Genomic DNA, 19,070 nt, shown 5'->3' with positions numbered 1-19,070 from the left:
TAACTGCTCACATTTTTTTCGGGAAGAAAAGGAAAGGTGATATATATGACAACACAAGTAGTAAACGTCATTGGCGCAGGTCTTGCAGGAAGCGAAGCAGCTTACCAAATTGCAAAGCGTGGTGTCCAAGTAAAATTATATGAAATGAGACCAGTAAGGCAAACACCAGCTCATCATACAGATAAATTTGCTGAATTAGTATGTAGTAACTCACTTCGCGCAAACACATTGACAAATGCTGTTGGTGTTATTAAAGAAGAAATGCGTCTAATGGATTCTGTCATTATTCGTGCAGCTGATGAGTGCTCTGTACCAGCAGGAGGTGCTTTAGCTGTAGACCGTCATGAATTCGCGGCGAAAGTGACTGAATATGTGAAAAATCATCCGAACGTAACTGTAATGAATGAGGAAATCACTGAAATTCCAGAGGGACCAACTGTTATCGCGACAGGTCCACTTACGTCTCCGGATCTTTCTGCACAATTAAAAAAACTAACAGGTGAAGATTATTTTTATTTCTATGATGCTGCAGCGCCAATCGTTGAGAAAGACAGCATTGACATGAATAAAGTATATTTAAAATCCCGTTATGATAAAGGTGAAGCGGCATATTTAAACTGTCCAATGACAGAAGAAGAGTTTGATCGTTTTTATGAGGCTTTAATTGCTGCTGAGACAGTGCCTTTAAAAGAATTTGAAAAAGAAATTTTCTTTGAAGGTTGTATGCCAGTAGAAGTTATGGCAAGTAGAGGAAGACAGACGTTAGTATTTGGACCGATGAAGCCTGTTGGGTTAGAAGATCCGAAAACAGGGAAAACACCGTATGCGGTTGTTCAGTTACGTCAAGATGATGCAGCAGGAACATTATATAATATTGTAGGCTTCCAAACACATTTAAAGTGGGGGCCACAAAAAGAAGTGTTACAGCTAATTCCAGGACTAGAAAACGCAGAGATTGTACGTTATGGTGTAATGCATCGTAATACGTTTATTAATTCGCCTAATTTACTTCGTCCAACATATCAATATAAACAACGTGATGATTTATTCTTCGCTGGTCAAATGACTGGTGTAGAGGGTTATGTTGAATCAGCAGCATCAGGATTATTAGCGGGTATTAACGCTGCTCGACTTGTAAAAGGTGAAGAGCCAGTTGTATTACCACCTGTAACTGCAATGGGAAGTATGGCAAATTATATTACTGCGACAAATGCGAAAAACTTCCAGCCAATGAATGCAAACTTCGGTTTATTTACACCGTTAGAGAAGAAAATTAAAAAGAAACAAGAGCGAAATGAAGCATATGCTACACGCGCTTTGGAAACAATTCAAAATTTTGTAAATATTTAATTAAATTTCTTGCAAAGGCTACTAAGTTGTGATACGATTTAGTAGCCTTTATTGAGGTGAATTATATGGATGTGAATGTGAAGAAATTGTTACAATTATTCGTTGGTTATTTACAAATTGAAAGAAATTATTCAAAATATACAATTGCAAGTTATCAAAATGATTTAGAACATTTTGTGCAATTTATGGAGCGAGAAGGCATATCCTCTTTTTTAGATGTTACATACGCGGATGTTCGTTTATACTTGACGACGTTGCACGATCAGAAGTTAGCCCGTAAATCTGTCGCAAGGAAAGTATCAAGCTTACGAAGTTTATATCGTTTTTTGATGCGTGAAGGTTATCAAAAAGATAATCCGTTTGCACTTGCGTCACTTCCCAAGAAAGAATTGTCAATCCCAAAGTTTTTATATGCTGAAGAGTTAGAGGAATTGTTTGAAGTTTCTGATACAGGGGCACCATTAGGTCAAAGGAATCAAGCTTTATTAGAGTTGATGTATGCAACTGGGATTCGTGTAAGCGAATGCGTTAATTTGCAACTTACCGACATTGACTTTGCAGTGGGAACAATTTTAGTGATGGGAAAAGGGAAAAAACAAAGATATATTCCGTTCGGAAGCTATGCACAAGATGCTTTAATTACTTATATAGAGAACGGGAGAAAACAGTTAGCTCAAAAGACTGAAGAACAATCTCATATGGTATTTTTAAATGCGAAAGGTAAGCCGTTAACAGATCAGGGTGTACGTTATGTTTTGAACGAACTCATTAAGAGAGCTTCACTTACAATGCGGATAAGTCCCCATATGTTAAGGCATACATTTGCTACACATATGTTGGATGAAGGAGCGGATTTACGTACTGTGCAGGAGCTATTAGGTCATGAGAATTTGTCAACCACACAAATTTATACGCATGTCTCTAAAGAAAGATTGCGTTCTGTGTACATGAAGCATCACCCGCGGGCATAAATTGCTTTTAAGGCTATAAAAACATATAAAGGAGTTTTTTCTATGGGAAATTTCCACGCTACAACGATATTTGCAGTTCATCATAATGGAGAATGTGCAATGGCTGGAGATGGTCAGGTAACGATGGGAAATGCTGTTGTAATGAAACATACAGCTCGCAAAGTTCGCAAACTTTTCCAAGGGAAAGTTTTAGCTGGTTTTGCAGGATCAGTTGCTGATGCATTTACTCTTTTTGAAATGTTTGAAGGGAAATTAGAAGAGTATAATGGCAACTTGCAGCGCGCTGCAGTTGAGATGGCGAAACAATGGCGTGGTGATAAAATGCTACGTCAGCTAGAAGCAATGCTCATTGTCATGGATAAAACAACGATGCTCCTTGTTTCAGGTACAGGAGAAGTGATTGAACCAGATGATGGTATTTTAGCAATTGGTTCAGGCGGACATTATGCACTTGCTGCTGGTCGTGCTTTAAAGCAACATGCAAGTGAACATTTAACAGCGAAACAAATTGCGAAGGCCAGTTTAGAAATTGCAGGCGATATTTGTGTTTATACGAACCACAACATAATTGTTGAAGAATTGTAGAATCGTAAGGGAGGCATTTTATATGCATTTACATTTTACTCCGCGTCAAATTGTGGAAAAATTAGATCAATACATCATCGGTCAAAAAGATGCAAAGAAAGCGGTTGCTGTAGCTCTACGAAATCGATACCGTCGCAGTAAATTAGTTGAAAATTTACGTGATGAAATTGCACCTAAAAACATTTTAATGATTGGACCGACAGGTGTTGGTAAAACAGAGGTAGCACGGCGAATGGCGAAACTCGTTGGAGCACCTTTTATTAAGGTTGAAGCGACGAAATTTACAGAAGTTGGATATGTGGGTCGAGATGTAGAGTCGATGGTCCGTGACCTTGTTGAAACGTCTGTTCGCATTGTGAAAGAGGAAATGGTAGTTAAAGTTCAAGATAAAGCAGAAGAGCAAGCGAATCAACGTCTTGTTGAAATTTTAGTGCCGAGTCCGGAGAAGCAATCTGGATTTAAAAATCCATTAGAAATGCTTTTTGGTGGTAATCAAAATTCAAACCAAACATCTGATGCACAGGAAGATGATGAAATCGAAAAGAAACGTCAAGATGTGGAAAGAAAGCTTGCGGCAGGCCTTCTTGAAGATGAAGTGATATCGATCGAAGTGACGGAACAACAGTCTTCTATGTTTGATATGTTGCAAGGAACTGGCATGGAGCAAATGGGAATGAATTTCCAAGATGCACTAGGAAGTATCATGCCGAAAAAAACGAAAAAACGTAAACTTTCTGTAAAAGAAGCAAGAAAACTCTTGACAAATGAAGAGGCACAGCGCTTAATTGATATGGATGAAGTTACACAAGAGGCTGTTTATCGTGCTGAACAGCTCGGGATTATTTTTATCGATGAAATTGACAAAATTGCTGGTAAGCAGTCGAATAGCGTAGATGTATCGCGTGAAGGTGTGCAACGTGACATTTTACCGATTGTAGAAGGATCGAATGTAGCAACGAAATACGGATCAGTAAAAACGGATTATATTTTATTTGTTGCAGCTGGAGCGTTCCATATGTCTAAACCGTCGGATTTAATTCCGGAATTGCAAGGGAGATTTCCGATTCGAGTAGAATTAACAAAATTATCGGCGGATGATTTTGTTAAAATATTAATCGAGCCTGACAATGCGCTAATTAAACAGTACACGGCGTTATTAGCGACTGAAGGTATAGAAATTGAATTTTCAGACGAAGCTATTCGTAGGATTGCTGAGATTGCTTATCAAGTTAATCAGGATACAGATAATATTGGAGCGAGAAGACTTCATACTGTTATGGAGAAGCTCCTTGAAGATTTATCGTTTGAGGCATCTGAAATTACGTTAGAGAAAATAACGATAACACCTCAATATGTTGAGGAAAAATTAGCGACAATAGCTAAAAATAAAGATGTGAGCCAGTTTATTTTGTAATAGTGTCATCAGGTGACTCGCCCTAGTTTCCAAGTGATGAAAAAATATGTAAGTAACATGTAGGAGGAAATTTTGAAATGGAATTATTAGCAAAAACGAGAAAATTAAATGCGTTATTACAGAGCGCAGCAGGAAAGCCTGTAAACTTTAGAGAGATGTCTGACACAATGTGTGAAGTAATTGAAGCGAACGTGTTCGTTGTAAGTCGTCGCGGTAAATTATTAGGATATGCGATTCACCAACAAATCGAAAACGAACGTATGAAGCACATGCTTGCAGAGCGTCAATTCCCAGAAGAGTATACGCAAAGTTTATTCAATGTTACAGAAACATCTTCAAATTTAGGTGTGGATAGTGACTACACAGCATTCCCAGTAGAAAATAGAGAATTATTCGGTCAAGGTTTAACTACAATCGTACCAATCGTTGGTGGCGGTGAGCGTCTAGGTACACTAGTATTAGCTCGTCTTGGTCAAGAGTTCTTAGACGATGATTTAATTCTTGCTGAATACAGCTCAACTGTTGTAGGTATGGAAATCTTACGTGAAAAAGCAGAAGAAATCGAAGAGGAAGCACGTAGTAAAGCTGTTGTTCAAATGGCGATTAGCTCATTATCTTACAGTGAGTTAGAAGCAATCGAGCATATCTTCGAAGAATTAAATGGAACAGAAGGTTTACTTGTTGCAAGTAAAATTGCTGATCGCGTAGGAATTACTCGTTCGGTAATCGTAAATGCACTACGTAAATTAGAAAGTGCTGGTGTTATTGAGTCTCGCTCTTTAGGTATGAAAGGAACATACATTAAAGTGCTAAACGACAAGTTTCTACAGGAACTTGCTAAATTAAAAACAAACTAATTTATAAAAAAACTCTCCTCGCTTGAGGAGAGTTTTTTGTTTTTTTAAGTGAATGATTTTGCTTACGTAAGGCGTCATGACAACATTCATTAGAAAACTATTAATTAACCTTCAATTCCTTGCTTAAAGGAATTGAAGGTTGGTAATACTAGGATTTGAGCGTGAAAAAAAGAAAGTTTTACATTGTTCGCATTTTCGACTTGATTGTAATATTTCAGTATGATATAGTAAGCAGTGGTGTCAGTACAAAGTACACACGTTTACTGATTTAAGTGTTGGTGCTACGTTCGTAGTTTCGCTTAGAGATGAAGTAAACGGAGGATATCAAAAAAACCATTTAGGAGGAACTAAATTATGTCAGTAATTTCTATGAAACAATTGCTTGAAGCTGGTGTTCATTTCGGACATCAAACTCGTCGTTGGAACCCAAAAATGAAGCGTTACATCTTCACAGAGCGTAACGGTATCTACATCATCGACTTACAAAAAACTGTGAAAAAAGTTGAGGAAGCTTACAGAACGATGCGTGACATCGCTGCTGAAGGTGGAGACATTTTATTCGTAGGTACTAAAAAACAAGCACAAGAAGCTATTAAAGAAGAAGCAACTCGTGCTGGTATGTACTTCGTTAACCAACGTTGGTTAGGTGGAACTTTAACAAACTTCCAAACAATCCAAAAGCGTATCAAGCGTCTTAAAGATATCGAAAGAATGCAAGAAGATGGTACTTTCGAAGTACTTCCTAAGAAAGAAGTTGTTCAACTTAAAAAAGAGTTAGAGCGTCTTGAGAAATTCTTAGGCGGTATTAAAGATATGAAAGGTCTTCCAAGTGCATTATTCATAGTAGACCCTCGTAAAGAGCGTATTGCAGTTGCTGAAGCACGCAAATTACACATTCCAATCATCGGTATCGTTGATACAAACTGTGATCCGGACGAAATCGATCACGTTATTCCAGCAAACGATGATGCAATTCGTGCTGTAAAACTTCTTACATCTAAAATGGCAGACGCGATCCTTGAAACAAAACAAGGTGAAGAAACTGTTACTGCGTAACAAATTTGGAAAGGTGATAAGGGGTTCGGCCTTTTATCACCTTTTTTAAGGTATAAACACCTTTATAAAAGGTATAAATACATATTTTAGGAGGATGAAAAATATGGCAATCACTGCACAAATGGTAAAAGAACTTCGCGAAAAAACTGGCGCAGGTATGATGGACTGCAAAAAAGCTTTAACAGAAACTAACGGCGACATGGAGAAAGCAATTGACTTCTTACGTGAAAAAGGTATTGCGAAAGCTGCTAAAAAAGCAGACCGCATCGCTGCTGAAGGTTTAACTTTCATCGAAACAAACGGTAACGAAGGTTTAATCTTAGAATTAAACTCTGAGACTGATTTCGTTGCGAAAAACGAAGGTTTCCAAGCGTTAATTAAAGAATTAGCTGCTCACTTATTAGCTAACAAACCTGCTAACGTTGAAGAAGCTATGGCTCAAACAATCGAAGGCGGCAAAACAGTAGAAGAGCACATCAACGAAGCAATCGCTAAAATTGGTGAAAAACTTACACTTCGTCGTTTCGAAATCGTATCAAAAACTGATGCTGATGCATTCGGCGCTTACCTACACATGGGTGGACGTATTGGTGTATTAACAGTTCTTGAAGGTTCTACTGACGAAGCAGCTGCTAAAGATGTAGCAATGCACATCGCAGCAGTTAACCCTAAATACATCGACCGCGATGCTGTAACAGCTGAAGAAGTTGAGCATGAGCGTCAAGTATTAACACAACAAGCTTTAAACGAAGGCAAGCCTGAAAAAATCGTTGCGAAAATGGTAGAAGGCCGTCTTGGCAAATTCTTTGAAGAGATTTGCTTACTTGACCAAACATTCGTTAAGAATCCTGACATGAAAGTTCGTCAATTCGTTGAGTCTAAAGGCGGAACATTAAAAGGATTCGTTCGCTACGCTGTTGGTGAAGGTATCGAAAAACGCGAAGACAACTTTGCTGAAGAAGTAATGAACCAAGTAAAAGGTAACAACTAATACAGATTAGGGAACACATTGTGTTCCCTTTTTTAAAATAAAGATGTAAGCAATTGGAGGTTCATTATGAGTAAACCGAAATATAATCGTGTCGTTTTAAAGCTGAGCGGAGAAGCTTTAGCTGGCGAGCAAGGATTTGGAATTAACCCAGCTGTTATTAAGTCAGTTGCGGAACAAGTGAAAGAAATTGCAGAACTTGATGTAGAGGTTGCTGTTGTTGTTGGTGGCGGTAACATTTGGCGTGGGAAAATTGGAAGTGAAATGGGCATGGATCGTGCAGGAGCAGATTACATGGGCATGTTAGCAACAGTTATGAATTCATTAGCTCTTCAAGATAGCTTAGAGAATATTGGAATTCAAACTCGCGTACAAACTTCAATTGAGATGCGTCAAGTGGCAGAGCCTTACATTCGTCGTAAAGCAATTCGTCACTTAGAGAAAAAACGTGTTGTTATCTTTGCTGCAGGTACAGGTAACCCATACTTCTCTACAGATACAACAGCAGCATTACGTGCAGCTGAAATCGAAGCGGACGTTATTTTAATGGCGAAAAATAATGTGGATGGCGTATATAGTGCAGATCCATCTATTGACCCAACAGCTACGAAATACGAAACACTTACTTACTTAGATGTATTAAAAGCAGGTTTAGGTGTAATGGATTCTACAGCTTCTTCTTTATGTATGGATAATGATATTTCATTAATTGTATTCTCGGTTATGGAAAAAGGTAACATTAAACGTGCCGTTTTAGGCGAAAATATTGGAACAGTTGTAAGGGGGAAATAAATTATGGGACAACAAGTATTGAAGTCTTCAAATGAAAAAATGGAAAAAGCAGTTGCTGCTTATTCTCGTGAATTAGCAACAGTTCGCGCTGGTCGTGCAAGCTCGTCTGTATTAGATAAGGTACAAGTTGATTACTATGGTGCACCAACACCAGTTGTGCAATTAGCGAACATTACAGTTCCAGAAGCACGTTTGCTTGTAATTCAACCTTATGATAAAACTTCTATCGGTGATATTGAAAAAGCAATTTTAAAAGCAGATTTAGGCTTAAACCCTTCTAATGATGGAACTGTAATTCGTATTGCATTCCCTGCATTAACAGAAGAGCGTCGTCGCGATCTTGTAAAAGTTGTGAAGAAATATGCTGAGGAAGCAAAAGTTGCTGTTCGTAACGTACGTCGTGACAGTAATGATGACCTTAAGAAGCTTGAAAAAGCTGGCGACATTACAGAAGATGATTTAAGAGGATATACTGAAGATATCCAAAAAGAAACAGATAAATATATTGCAAAAGTTGACGAAATCGCAAAAAACAAAGAAAAAGAAATTATGGAAGTGTAATAGCGATAATTTCGCAAATATGACCCTCTTCTTAAGGGGGTCTTTTTACACTTTTAGGCATACGTCTGCTTGTTGGAGGGTATGAATGATGTTTAAAAAGTTTCCTTTTTTTAAAAGTAAAAAGGTCACATCGTTTGATCATCTCATTGAAAAAGTGAAAAAAGGATATATCCCAGAACATATTGCTATTATTATGGATGGTAATGGAAGATGGGCAAAGAGAAGAGCCATGCCTCGCATTGCTGGTCATCATGAAGGTATGCAAGTTGTGAAGAAAATCACAAAATTTGCAAGTAAGCTTGATGTGAAAGTATTAACTCTTTATGCTTTTTCGACTGAGAACTGGAAAAGACCGAAAAAAGAAGTTGATTATTTGATGAAGCTTCCAGAAGAATTTTTAGGTGCATTTTTACCAGAGTTGATTGAAGAAAACGTACAAGTCCGAGTAATAGGGCAAAAAGATCGTCTTCCTACGCATACGCGCAGAGCGATGGAAAAAGCCATGGAAGATACGAAAGAGAATACGGGATTAATTCTTAATTTCGCGTTAAACTATGGAAGTCGAGATGAAATCGTTTCTGCTGTGCAACATATGATGAAAGATAGTGAGGAAGGAAAAATTCGTTCGGAAGAAATAAGTGAAGAAAAGATTTCTTCTTACTTAATGACGAGTTCTTTACCTGATCCAGAGTTGTTAATCCGTACAAGCGGAGAGCTACGTATTAGTAATTTCATGTTATGGCAAATTGCTTATTCGGAATTTTGGTTTACAGATGTGTATTGGCCAGATTTTACCGAGGAACATTTGCTAAATGCGATTACAGACTTTCAACATAGAGGGCGCAGATTCGGAGGCGTGTAGAAAGAGAGGGTTTGGTAGTGAAACAGAGAATTATTACTGGAGTGATTGCTGCCGCGCTATTCATTCCCATCGTAATTTACGGTGGCGTGCCTTTTACAGTTTTAGTGTATGCACTTGCTTCTATAGGTTTATATGAATTAATTCGTATGAACAAGCTTACGCTTATTTCGGTACCAACAGTTTTAGCTGCAGTATTATTGTGGATTATTTTAATTCCGAGTAGTGCATCAGAACTGTTTACGTGGATTGGGTTAGGTAAATTAGAAATCACATTTGTGATTGTTTTATTACTTTTATCATATACAGTCCTTTCTAAGAATACATTTACTTTTGACAATGCTTCATTTTTACTTATGGCAACGACATATGTTGGAATGGGATTCTTATATTTAAATGAAACGAGAATATTAGGAATCAAATATGTGTTCTGTGCACTATTTGTCATATGGGCAACTGATTCAGGTGCATATTTCATAGGGAAAGCATTTGGAAAAAGAAAATTATGGCCAGAAATTAGTCCGAATAAAACGATTGAAGGTTCATTAGGCGGTATTGTTTGTGGAATTGTTGTTGCACTTGTTTACAATATGTTCTTCCCAGTTGAAGCGAATGTAGGAGTTTTAATCGTTCTGACGATTATCATTTCTATTTTTGGACAAATTGGTGATTTAGTGCAATCTGCATTTAAACGCCATTATGGTGTAAAGGATTCAGGTACAATTTTACCTGGACATGGTGGTATTTTAGATCGAACAGATAGTTGGTTATTTGTGTTACCAATTCTATACTTCTTATTACAATACAATTAATAAATGAACGAGGGGTTGGAGTCATGAAAAACATTAGTTTACTAGGTGCAAGCGGATCAATCGGTACACAAACATTAGATGTGTTACGCTCGCACCCAGACCAATTCCGTCTCGTTGCTTTTTCTGTAGGGAAAAATGTTGATTATGCAGTAAAGGTAATTCAAGAATTTTCCCCGCAAATTGTCTCTGTGCAAAGAGAGGAAGATGTTTTAAAATTACAAGCTGTTTCTGGTAATACAAAAGTAGTATATGGTAGCGAAGGCTTATTAGAAGTAGCGCTGCACCCAGATACAGAAATTGTAGTGAATGCTGTTGTAGGTAGCGTAGGGTTGTTACCGACACTCCGCGCAATTGAGGCGAAAAAAACAATTGGAATTGCAAATAAAGAAACGTTAGTAACTGCAGGGCATCTTGTAATGGAAGCAGCACGAAAACATAATGTATCGTTACTTCCAGTAGACAGTGAACATTCAGCTATTTTTCAATGCTTGAATGGTGAAAATGAAAAAAGAATCTCTCGCTTAATTATAACTGCTTCAGGCGGAAGTTTTCGTGATAAAACGAGAGATGAATTGCATCAAGTGACCGTAGAAGATGCACTTCGTCATCCAAACTGGTCAATGGGTTCGAAAATTACAATTGATTCTGCTACAATGATGAATAAGGGGCTAGAAGTAATTGAAGCACACTGGCTTTTTGGTATCCCTTATGAGCAAATCGATGTTGTTCTACATAAAGAAAGTATTATTCATTCTATGGTTGAATTTGAAGATCGTAGTGTAATGGCACAGCTTGGCTCACCTGATATGCGAGTACCGATTCAATACGCGCTTACATATCCTGATAGATTGCCTCTTTCAGACACGAAACAGTTAAATTTATGGGAAATGGGAACATTGCATTTTGAGAAAATGAATCAAGAGCGTTTCCGTTGTCTACGTTTTGCGTATGAAGCTGGAAAGACAGGTGGAAGTATGCCGGCTGTAATGAACGCGGCAAATGAAGTAGCTGTTGAAGCTTTTTTACAAAAGAGAATTGGTTTCTTAACAGTGGAAGACCTCATTGAAAAAGCAATGCACCATCACACTGTCATTGCACGTCCGAGCTTAGAGGAAATTCAGGAAATTGACGCAGCCACAAGACGGTTTGTGATGGAACAAATTTAGCAAAGGTGGTTATGGAATTGAATACAGCGATTGCCTTTATATTAATTTTCGGTGCACTCGTATTTTTCCATGAGCTAGGGCATCTATATTTCGCAAAAAGAGCAGGTATTTTGTGCCGCGAGTTTGCGATTGGTTTTGGTCCGAAAATATTCTCATTTGAAAAGAATGAAACGGTGTATACGATTCGATTACTGCCCCTTGGTGGCTATGTAAGAATGGCTGGCGAGGATGCGGACACAGTTGAGTTAAAACCTGGAAAAAAGGTTGGACTTGTATTAAATGAAAAAGACGAAGTTGTGAAATTAGTTTTTGACGGACATGAAAAATATCCAAATGTTCGTGTCATTGAAGTCGAACAAGCTGATTTAGAGCATAATCTTACAATTTTGGGTTATGAAGAGTACGAGGAAGAGCTGCAAACATTCCGAGTAAATGAAAAAGCTCGTATCATTTCTGCGGGAGAAGAAATTCAAATCGCTCCGTACAATAGACAATTTGGCTCTAAAAAATTGGGCCAACGTGCTCTAACAATCTTTGCAGGTCCTGCAATGAACTTTATTCTAGCATTTGTTATTTTTGTGATTCTTGGATTTGTACAAGGAGTTCCTGTTGACAAACCAATGGTCGGAAAAGTAATGGAGAATAGTGCTGCAGAACAAGCTGGATTAAAAGAAAACGATACGATTCAAGCAATCAATGGGAAAAACACTAGTACATGGAAAGATGTTGTAACGATTGTACGTGAAAACCCAAATAAAGAAATTACGTTACATGTAAAGCGTGATAGTGAGCAATTTAATGTGAAAGTAACACCAACGCTTGATAAAGAAGGAAAAGACGAAGTTGGTAGAATTGGTGTTTATTCTCCTGTAGAGAAAACAGTGATGGGTTCTATTAAATCAGGGTTTGAACAAACATACGAATGGACGAAACTAATTTTTGATTCGCTTGTGAAATTAGTAACGGGTCAATTTTCTATTAATGAGTTGTCAGGTCCAGTAGGAATTTATAATCTAACAGATCAAGTTGTAGATTATGGATTTACGCGTGTACTAAGTTTAGCGGCAGTTTTAAGTATTAACCTTGGTTTATTTAATTTATTACCAGTCCCAGCTTTAGACGGTGGACGTTTGTTCTTCTTCTTAATTGAAGCATTACGAGGAAAACCAATTGATCGTCAAAAAGAAGGAATGGTTCACTTTATTGGGTTTGCATTATTAATGTTGCTTATGTTAGTTGTAACATGGAATGACATCCGTAAGTTTTTCTTGTAAAATAAGAAGAAGTTTATAATGAAATAGAGCTCATAGAATAAAATCCCTCACCTAACTCGAGGTGAGGGATTTTATTGCGTGTAAGAGTAAAATGAAGAGGTGCGAATAAATGAAACAAAGTATGGTATTCAGTCCTACATTACGTGAAGTTCCAGCAGATGCTGAAATTAAGAGTCATCAATTATTACTTCGCGCAGGGTTTATGCGTCAAAATGCTTCTGGTATTTATAGTTTTCTACCATTTGGTTTAAAAGTGTTACACAAAGTAGAACGTATTGTTCGTGAAGAAATGGAGCGCGCAGGGGCAGTAGAACTATTAATGCCAGCTATGCAAGCTTCTGAATTATGGCAAGAATCAGGCCGTTGGTATTCTTACGGATCAGAATTAATGCGTATGAAAGATCGTAATGCTCGCGAGTTTGCGCTAGGGGCAACTCATGAGGAAGTAATTACAGATCTTGTACGTGATGAAATTAAATCATACAAAAAACTACCATTAACATTATATCAAATTCAAACAAAATTCCGTGATGAGCAAAGACCACGTTTCGGTTTATTACGCGGAAGAGAATTTTTAATGAAAGATGCGTATTCTTTCCATGCAACACAAGAAAGTTTGGATGAAGTATATAGCGGTTTATACAAAGCGTATTCTAATATCTTTGCTCGTTGTGGTTTGAATTTCCGTGCAGTTATCGCTGATTCTGGAGCAATGGGTGGAAAAGATACACACGAATTTATGGTGTTATCGGATGTAGGTGAAGATACAATTGCGTATTCTGATACATCTGATTATGCGGCAAATATTGAAATGGCTCCTGTTGTTGCTACGTATACGAAGAGCGATGAAGCCGAAAAAGCACTTGAAAAAGTAGCAACTCCAGATCAAAAAGCTATTGAAGAAGTATCTGCATTCTTAAATATCGCAGCGGAAAAATGCATTAAATCTATGGTGTTTAAAGTAGATGCGAAATTAGTAGTAGTACTTGTTCGTGGCGATCATGAAGTCAATGATGTAAAAGTGAAAAATGTATACGGAGCTTCAGTCGTTGAGCTTGCTTCACATGAAGAAATAAAAGAGTTATTAAACTGTGAAGTGGGTTCTTTAGGACCGATTGGTGTTACAGGGGATATCGAAATTATCGCTGACCATGCTGTAGCATCAATTGTCAACGGATGTTCAGGAGCGAACGAAGAAGGGTTCCATTATGTAAATGTAAATCCAGAACGTGACTTTAAAGTAAGTCAATATACAGATTTACGCTTCATCCAAGAAGGAGACCAATCTCCAGATGGAAATGGAACAATTCTTTTCGCACGTGGAATTGAAGTTGGTCATGTATTCAAATTAGGAACTCGTTATAGTGAAGCAATGAACGCAACGTTCTTAGATGAAAACGGAAAAACAAAACCACTTATTATGGGTTGTTACGGTATTGGTGTATCTCGTACAGTGGCAGCAATTGCAGAGCAGTTTAATGATGAGAATGGTTTAGTTTGGCCAAAATCTGTTGCACCGTTCCATGTGCATGTAATTCCAGTAAATATGAAATCTGATGCACAACGTGAAATGGGTGGAAATATCTATAACTCATTACAAGAGCAAGGATACGAAGTATTACTAGATGATCGTGCAGAACGTGCAGGTGTTAAATTTGCAGATGCAGATTTATTCGGCCTTCCAGTTCGCGTGACAGTTGGTAAAAAAGCAGACGAAGGTATTGTAGAAGTGAAAGTACGTGCTACAGGCGAGTCTGAAGAAGTGAAAGTAGAAGAACTTCAAACATATATTGCTAATATTTTAAAATAAGAAGAGGTACCTCGTAATGAGGTACCTTCTCTTTCTTTGTAAACGTATTTTGTAAAAGAAGAAGGAAGAAATCTTTCTTTGTAGTACGTTTCAATTTATAATAGCAAATGGAAGGAGAGTGCTTATGTCATTAACAAATGAACAACAAGAGCGATTTCAAATTTTGCTCCAACAGTTGCAAATACCAGAAGACCTTATAAATCAATATTTACATGGCGGTGGTATTGAAAAGCTAGTTATTGATAAAGCGAATAAAAGTTGGCATTTTGACTTACAAGTGCCACGTATTTTGCCGACAGAATTATATGAGTTGCTAGAAACAAAGCTTAAGCAATCATTTTCTCATATTGCAAGAACAACATTTGCATTAGAAGCAGAGAATAAACAATTTACAGAAGAAGAAGTGAAGGCATATTGGCCGCTTTGTACAGAACGAATTACATTTTCACCTATGTTCGCGTACTTAAAGAAGCAACTTCCGCAGGTCAATGGCGTGAAGTTGCTATTAAATGTGAATAATGAGCTGGAATCTACTACTTTAAAGAAAAACGTTGCGAAACCAGTAGGTGATCAATACGAAGCTTTTGGATTCCCGCGTTTTCAGTTAGACACACATATAAAGCAAAATGCAGAAGAAATGCAAAAGTTTCGTGAGCAAACACAGGAAGAAGATCGTCAACGAGTTATACAGGCTATGGAAGAGATGGCTAAAAGGCAAGCTGAAGAAAGTGATGTTGTTCACGAAGGACCAGTTGTACTTGGTTATCTTATTAAGCCAGATGAAGAGATTACGCCGCTGCGTGAAATTCAAGATGAAGAAAGAAGAAAAACCGTTCAAGGGTATGTTTTCCATGTAGAGACGAAAGAACTTCGTAGTGGACGTACATTATTAACTTTAAAGATAACTGACTATACGGACTCTATTATGATTAAGATGTTCTCACGTGATAAAGAAGATATCCCGATGTTACAATCCTTGAAAAAAGGAACTTGGGTAAAAGCGCGTGGTTCAGTTCAAAATGATACATTCGTGCGTGATTTAGTTATGATCGCAAATGATATAAATGAAATAACGGGACCTTCTCGTAAAGATAAAGCAAAAGAAGGGGAAAAAAGAGTAGAACTTCATCTTCATACTCCAATGAGTCAAATGGATGCTGTTACTTCTGTTTCTAAGCTCGTTGCCCAAGCCGGAAAATGGGGGCATGAGGCTATTGCAGTTACAGACCATGCTGTTGCACAGTCGTTCCCAGAAGCATATTCTGCTGGTAAAAAGGCTGGAGTTAAAGTTCTATATGGTGTAGAAGCAAATTTAGTTAATGATGGTGTGCCGATAGCATATAACGAAGCACATCGTCTACTTGCAGAAGAAACATATGTTGTCTTTGACGTTGAGACAACAGGGTTATCTGCTGTATATGATACAGTCATTGAGTTAGCTGCTGTAAAGATAAAAGGTGGAGAAATTATTGATCGCTTTGAATCTTTCGCAAATCCTCATCAGCCATTATCGGCGACGATTATTGAATTAACAGGTATTACAGATGATATGTTAACTGATGCACCAGAAGTGGACGAAGTGTTTAAAAAGTTTGAGGAATGGATGGGTGACCATACACTTGTTGCTCATAACGCAAGCTTCGATATGGGCTTTATTAACGTAGGTTTTAAAAAGGCTGGGATAGAAAAAACGAAAAATCCAGTTATTGATACGTTAGAACTTGCACGGTTCTTATTCCCAGAAATGAAAAATCATCGATTAAATACGATGTGTAAAAAGCTTGATATTGAATTAACGCAACATCACCGTGCGATTTATGATACAGAAGCAACAGGATATTTACTTGTGAAGATGTTAAAAGATGTGATTGAAAAGGGATTTGAATATCACGATCAACTAAACGATAGTATGGGACAAGGGGATGCGTATAAACGTGGGCGTCCAAGTCATATGACGTTACTTGCCACATCAGATGTTGGGTTGAAAAACTTATATAAACTTGTTTCATATTCTCACCTGAATTACTTTTATCGTGTACCACGTGTACCACGATCACTATTAAAAAAATATCGCGAAGGCATTTTAGTAGGAACAGCTTGTGACAAAGGTGAAGTATTTGAAGCTATGATGCAAAAAGCGCCTGAAGAAGTAGAAGAAATTGCACAGTTTTACGATTACATTGAGGTTATGCCTCCAGAAGTGTTACGTCATTTAGTGGAACGTGAACTCGTTCGAGATGAAGGACAGTTAAAAACAATAATTTCTAACTTAGTAAAACTAGGTGAGACGTTAGATAAGCCAGTTGTTGCTACTGGGAATGTCCATTATTTAGATCCAGAGGACGCGATATATCGGAAAATTTTAGTCAGTTCGCAGGGAGGAGCTAATCCGTTAAATCGCCATTCATTACCGCCTGTACATTTCCGTACAACAAATGAAATGCTAGATTGTTTTTCATTCTTAGGTGAAGACAAAGCAAAAGAAATTGTTGTGACAAATACACACAAGATCGCATCATTAATTGGTGATGTTCGTCCAGTAAAAGATGATTTATACACACCGAAAATTGAAGGTGCTGATGATGAAACACGTGATATGAGCTATATAATGGCAAGAAGTATCTATGGAGATGAACTACCGGAAATTGTAGAAGCTCGTTTGGAAAAAGAATTGAAAAGTATTATTGGACATGGATTCGCCGTTATTTATTTAATTTCACATAAGCTTGTGAAAAAATCGTTAGTGGACGGTTATCTAGTAGGTTCGCGTGGATCGGTAGGTTCATCATTTGTTGCAACGATGATGGAAATTACAGAAGTAAACCCATTACCACCGCACTATGTATGTCCAAAGTGTAAACAATCAGAGTTCTTTAATGACGGTTCTGTAGGTTCTGGTTTTGATTTACCAGATAAAGAATGCCCAACATGTAATGTTCCATATGTGAAAGATGGGCATGACATTCCTTTCGAAACGTTCCTTGGATTTAAAGGGGATAAGGTACCGGATATCGATTTGAATTTCTCCGGAGAATACCAACCACGCGCCCATAACTATACGAAATTACTGTTCGGTGAAGATTATGTATACCGCGCAGGAACAATTGGTACGGTTGCGGAAAAAACCGCTTATGGGTATGTGAAAGGTTATGCTAATGATCATAACTTAACAATTCGAAATGCAGAGATTGATCGCTTAGTTGCGGGATGTACAGGTGTAAAGCGTACGACCGGACAGCATCCAGGTGGTATTATCGTTGTACCAGATTACATGGATATTTTTGACTTTTCACCAATTCAGTTTCCGGCTGATTCAATAGGTGCTGAGTGGAGAACAACGCACTTTGACTTCCACTCAATTCATGATAATTTATTGAAACTTGATATATTAGGACACGATGATCCGACTGTTATTCGTATGCTTCAAGATTTAAGTGGTATTGACCCGAAAACAATCCCAACGGATGATCCAGAAGTAATGAAAATTTTCTCTGGTCCAGAGTCTTTAGGGGTAACGGAAGAACAAATTAACTGTAAAACAGGTACACTTGGTATACCAGAGTTTGGTACGAAATTCGTAAGACAAATGTTAGAAGAAACGAAACCAACGACGTTTTCAGAGCTTGTCCAAATTTCTGGACTGTCCCATGGTACAGATGTATGGTTAGGTAATGCGAATGAATTAATTTATAACGGTACGTGTACACTGAGTGAAGTTATCGGTTGTCGTGATGACATCATGGTATATTTAATTTATCAAGGCTTGGATCCATCATTAGCCTTCAAAATCATGGAGTCGGTGCGTAAAGGTAAAGGTGTACCAGAAGAATGGGAAGAGGAAATGAGAAATAACAATGTACCAGGTTGGTATATTGATTCATGTAAGAAGATTAAGTACATGTTCCCTAAAGCCCATGCGGCTGCTTATGTACTTATGGCTGTACGTATTGCATACTTTAAAGTACATTTCGCACTTTTATTCTATGCGGCATATTTTACAGTTCGTGCAGATGACTTTGATGTAGAGGCGATGGCGAAAGGTTCAGCATCCATACGTGTAAAAATTGATGAAATTGCACAAAAAGGATTGGATGCAGCACCGAAAGAGAAGAGTTTATTAACGGTACTAGAAATGACACTTGAAATGTGTGAGCGTGGTTATTCATTCCAAAAGGTTGATTTATACCGCTCGCATGCAACCGAATTTATAATTGATGGGGATACTTTAATTCCTCCATTTAATGCAGTTCCCGGTCTTGGTACAAACGCAGCTTTCAGTATTGTTGAAGCTCGTAAAAATGGTGATTTCTTATCAAAAGAAGACTTACAGCAGCGCAGTAAGGTTTCTAAAACGATTATTGAGTATTTAGATGGTCAAGGTTGTCTAGGAGATTTACCGGATCAAAACCAATTGTCACTGTTCTAATAGGTAGGAAAAATCTTTGCAAATCAACATTTGCTATGGTATACTATAAACCGAGATAACCATGTCATGTATATTTTGTGAAAAAGAGAGTGGGGAAACCCACTCTTTCGTGTTACTATCTACATTTTGCTTATGTAGATAGTAAAGAT

General features: G+C 37.7%; 15 protein-coding genes. All 15 read left to right on the top strand.

The features are described 5' to 3' along the window. Nucleotides 1–45: 45 nt before the first annotated feature. The 15 genes from trmFO to MKY90_RS19425 all read left to right on the top strand — a co-directional run bounded on the left by trmFO (nucleotide 46) and on the right by MKY90_RS19425 (nucleotide 18,921). Nucleotides 46–1,350 carry an FADH(2)-oxidizing methylenetetrahydrofolate--tRNA-(uracil(54)-C(5))-methyltransferase TrmFO gene (gene trmFO / locus MKY90_RS19495; protein ID WP_002014534.1) on the top strand — a complete coding sequence of 435 codons (1,305 nt, stop codon included), beginning with the start codon at nucleotides 46–48 and terminating at the stop codon, nucleotides 1,348–1,350. Nucleotides 1,351–1,421: 71 nt separating this feature from the next. Beyond that, a complete protein-coding gene (xerC, locus tag MKY90_RS19490; protein ID WP_078184477.1) occupies nucleotides 1,422–2,321 on the top strand; it encodes a tyrosine recombinase XerC in 900 nt (299 codons plus the stop codon). A 42-nt stretch (nucleotides 2,322–2,363) separates the two neighbouring features. Then, nucleotides 2,364–2,906 carry an ATP-dependent protease proteolytic subunit HslV gene (gene hslV / locus MKY90_RS19485; protein WP_002014538.1) on the top strand — a complete coding sequence of 181 codons (543 nt, stop codon included), beginning with the start codon at nucleotides 2,364–2,366 and terminating at the stop codon, nucleotides 2,904–2,906. A gap of 22 nt (nucleotides 2,907–2,928) precedes the next feature. Continuing rightward, nucleotides 2,929–4,320 (top strand): ATP-dependent protease ATPase subunit HslU, encoded by a 1,392-nt coding sequence (gene hslU, locus MKY90_RS19480; protein WP_002167751.1) that lies wholly within the window; start codon nucleotides 2,929–2,931, stop codon nucleotides 4,318–4,320. 77 nt (nucleotides 4,321–4,397) lie between these two features. Then, nucleotides 4,398–5,177, top strand: a complete 780-nt coding sequence (gene codY, locus MKY90_RS19475) for a GTP-sensing pleiotropic transcriptional regulator CodY (RefSeq protein ID WP_002014541.1) — start codon at nucleotides 4,398–4,400, stop codon at nucleotides 5,175–5,177. Between the two features lie 354 nt (nucleotides 5,178–5,531). Beyond that, a complete protein-coding gene (gene rpsB, locus MKY90_RS19470) occupies nucleotides 5,532–6,233 on the top strand; it encodes a 30S ribosomal protein S2 (RefSeq protein ID WP_002088178.1) in 702 nt (233 codons plus the stop codon). A gap of 103 nt (nucleotides 6,234–6,336) precedes the next feature. After that, nucleotides 6,337–7,224: a translation elongation factor Ts gene (tsf, locus tag MKY90_RS19465; protein WP_002088177.1), complete on the top strand. Its 888-nt coding sequence runs from the start codon at nucleotides 6,337–6,339 to the stop codon at nucleotides 7,222–7,224. Nucleotides 7,225–7,290: 66 nt separating this feature from the next. After that, nucleotides 7,291–8,013, top strand: coding sequence for a UMP kinase (pyrH, locus tag MKY90_RS19460; RefSeq protein ID WP_002014544.1), 723 nt, complete (start codon nucleotides 7,291–7,293; stop codon nucleotides 8,011–8,013). A 3-nt stretch (nucleotides 8,014–8,016) separates the two neighbouring features. Then, nucleotides 8,017–8,574 carry a ribosome recycling factor gene (gene frr, locus MKY90_RS19455; RefSeq protein WP_000531506.1) on the top strand — a complete coding sequence of 186 codons (558 nt, stop codon included), beginning with the start codon at nucleotides 8,017–8,019 and terminating at the stop codon, nucleotides 8,572–8,574. Between the two features lie 85 nt (nucleotides 8,575–8,659). Next, on the top strand, nucleotides 8,660–9,436 hold the full coding sequence (locus MKY90_RS19450; protein ID WP_002014545.1) for an isoprenyl transferase: 777 nt from the start codon (nucleotides 8,660–8,662) through the stop codon (nucleotides 9,434–9,436). 17 nt (nucleotides 9,437–9,453) lie between these two features. Continuing rightward, the gene (gene cdsA, locus MKY90_RS19445) at nucleotides 9,454–10,245 is read left to right on the top strand and encodes a phosphatidate cytidylyltransferase (protein ID WP_002088171.1); all 792 of its coding nucleotides are present in this window, start codon (nucleotides 9,454–9,456) and stop codon (nucleotides 10,243–10,245) included. Between the two features lie 23 nt (nucleotides 10,246–10,268). Further along, nucleotides 10,269–11,411 (top strand): 1-deoxy-D-xylulose-5-phosphate reductoisomerase, encoded by a 1,143-nt coding sequence (gene dxr, locus MKY90_RS19440; protein ID WP_002014547.1) that lies wholly within the window; start codon nucleotides 10,269–10,271, stop codon nucleotides 11,409–11,411. A 17-nt stretch (nucleotides 11,412–11,428) separates the two neighbouring features. After that, nucleotides 11,429–12,685 carry an RIP metalloprotease RseP gene (rseP, locus tag MKY90_RS19435; RefSeq protein ID WP_002088169.1) on the top strand — a complete coding sequence of 419 codons (1,257 nt, stop codon included), beginning with the start codon at nucleotides 11,429–11,431 and terminating at the stop codon, nucleotides 12,683–12,685. 109 nt (nucleotides 12,686–12,794) lie between these two features. Next, nucleotides 12,795–14,495: a proline--tRNA ligase gene (locus MKY90_RS19430; protein WP_002128803.1), complete on the top strand. Its 1,701-nt coding sequence runs from the start codon at nucleotides 12,795–12,797 to the stop codon at nucleotides 14,493–14,495. A gap of 124 nt (nucleotides 14,496–14,619) precedes the next feature. Next, complete coding sequence (locus MKY90_RS19425; RefSeq protein ID WP_060749551.1) at nucleotides 14,620–18,921, top strand: PolC-type DNA polymerase III; 4,302 nt, start codon at nucleotides 14,620–14,622, stop codon at nucleotides 18,919–18,921. Nucleotides 18,922–19,070: the final 149 nt, after the last annotated feature.

Origin of the sequence: Bacillus sp. FSL P2-0099 (genome assembly GCF_038007445.1) — a bacterium.
Taxonomy (GTDB): domain Bacteria; phylum Bacillota; class Bacilli; order Bacillales; family Bacillaceae_G; genus Bacillus_A; species Bacillus_A mycoides.
This window is presented reverse-complemented; position numbering and strand designations above follow the sequence as displayed.

What these genes read in the sequence shown, in the direction of transcription:
- rpsB (WP_002088178.1), top strand. Translation starts at nt 5,532, where the DNA reads ATGTCAGTAATTTCTATGAAACAATTGCTTGAAGCTGGTGTTCATTTC.
- hslV (WP_002014538.1), top strand. Translation starts at nt 2,364, where the DNA reads ATGGGAAATTTCCACGCTACAACGATATTTGCAGTTCATCATAATGGA.
- MKY90_RS19450 (WP_002014545.1), top strand. Translation starts at nt 8,660, where the DNA reads ATGATGTTTAAAAAGTTTCCTTTTTTTAAAAGTAAAAAGGTCACATCG.
- frr (WP_000531506.1), top strand. Translation starts at nt 8,017, where the DNA reads ATGGGACAACAAGTATTGAAGTCTTCAAATGAAAAAATGGAAAAAGCA.
- codY (WP_002014541.1), top strand. Translation starts at nt 4,398, where the DNA reads ATGGAATTATTAGCAAAAACGAGAAAATTAAATGCGTTATTACAGAGC.
- MKY90_RS19425 (WP_060749551.1), top strand. Translation starts at nt 14,620, where the DNA reads ATGTCATTAACAAATGAACAACAAGAGCGATTTCAAATTTTGCTCCAA.
- dxr (WP_002014547.1), top strand. Translation starts at nt 10,269, where the DNA reads ATGAAAAACATTAGTTTACTAGGTGCAAGCGGATCAATCGGTACACAA.
- pyrH (WP_002014544.1), top strand. Translation starts at nt 7,291, where the DNA reads ATGAGTAAACCGAAATATAATCGTGTCGTTTTAAAGCTGAGCGGAGAA.
- trmFO (WP_002014534.1), top strand. Translation starts at nt 46, where the DNA reads ATGACAACACAAGTAGTAAACGTCATTGGCGCAGGTCTTGCAGGAAGC.
- MKY90_RS19430 (WP_002128803.1), top strand. Translation starts at nt 12,795, where the DNA reads ATGAAACAAAGTATGGTATTCAGTCCTACATTACGTGAAGTTCCAGCA.
- hslU (WP_002167751.1), top strand. Translation starts at nt 2,929, where the DNA reads ATGCATTTACATTTTACTCCGCGTCAAATTGTGGAAAAATTAGATCAA.
- tsf (WP_002088177.1), top strand. Translation starts at nt 6,337, where the DNA reads ATGGCAATCACTGCACAAATGGTAAAAGAACTTCGCGAAAAAACTGGC.